The sequence below is a fragment of the Sphingopyxis sp. KK2 genome (assembly GCF_001990265.1).
Lineage (GTDB): Bacteria > Pseudomonadota > Alphaproteobacteria > Sphingomonadales > Sphingomonadaceae > Sphingopyxis.
Genome location: NZ_LYVN01000292.1, coordinates 1 through 1,086, shown reverse-complemented (window position 1 = coordinate 1,086; position 1,086 = coordinate 1). Strand labels below are relative to the sequence as shown.

Here is a 1,086-nt window from a genome sequence, read left to right as displayed (position 1 = left end):
AGTTGAAGGTCAGCGTGCCGAGGATCGAGTGCGAGCGGAAGCGCGTCGAAACGTCGCGACCACGCTGGTCGACCAGGTCGAGGTTGCTGGCGTTGAAGAAGCGATACTTCAGGCCAACATCGATGTTGCGGGTCAGCGGCGCGCGAACGCCGGCGATCGCCTGCCAGGCGAAGCCCGTGTCCGAATCGTCGAGGAACGGACCGGCGAAGACCGGAGCGACATCGACGCGAGCCACACCGGCACCACCGCCGACAAAGCCCTGAAGGCCGTCGTCGTCACCGAAGTCGAGCATGCCGTTGACCATGAAGCTCAGCGCGTTCGAATCGCCGTTCAGGTCATAGCTGCCGGTAACCAGGTTGCCGGTGCCATTGGCCGAACCCGGGATGCCGGGGGTGTTGAAGCGACCGGCCTTGATGTCGGCTTCGCGATAGCCGACTTCGACTTCCGCGCGGAAACCGCCGAAGTCATAGCCGACGACGCCTTCGAAGTCGTAGCCGGTCTTGTGATCGAGCGTACCCGAATTGTTGAAGGTGCCGATGTCGAGATCGAGATCTTCGACGATCATGACACCACCCCCAACTCCCACGTACCAGGAGTCGTCGCGCGCCAGAGCAGGCGTCGCAAGGGCGGTGGAGGCCAACGCCACGGCGGCGGCAAGCTTCCTCATAGTAGATTCCCCTTTCAATTGAGATTTACGTCTCGCAGACGTCCTACCCCCGCCTTTGGTTCCGCGCAAGCGAACAAATTGCCAATCTGTTGCCAAAAAGCCGCACTTGCCGGGCGATAATAGGTAAATTCAGCCTTAAATCAGAAGGCCATGGCCGACAAGCGCAAGAATCAGTGCGGCGATCGCGGCGCGCGCTTCGGCATCGACCGTCGCCCCGCCCGCCGGGCTGGCGACCGGCCCCGGTTCGATCCAGTCCGCGCCGTCGAATCGCAGCCAGCTTCCGTCGCTTAGCCGGTGCGTCCGCATCCCCGACCGCGGCGCGACGAACCGCCAGCCGCTGGCGGTCCACAGCGCCAGCGATCCATCCTCGCCGCCCCATGCCCCCGTCGCTCCGGCGGCCACGATCCAGCCCTGCCCCG

The 1,086-nt window shown here is 64.4% G+C and carries 2 protein-coding genes; both read right to left on the bottom strand.

Annotation, left to right across the window (positions count from 1 at the left end; all coding sequences use genetic code 11):
• Positions 1–667 (bottom strand): outer membrane protein (locus tag B1A78_RS21850; RefSeq protein WP_144037970.1); only part of this gene is annotated, 667 nt, incomplete at its 3' end.
• Between the two features lie 135 nt (positions 668–802).
• On the bottom strand, positions 803–1,086 hold a 284-nt coding region (locus B1A78_RS21845), incomplete at its 5' end, for a DUF2793 domain-containing protein (RefSeq protein WP_144037969.1).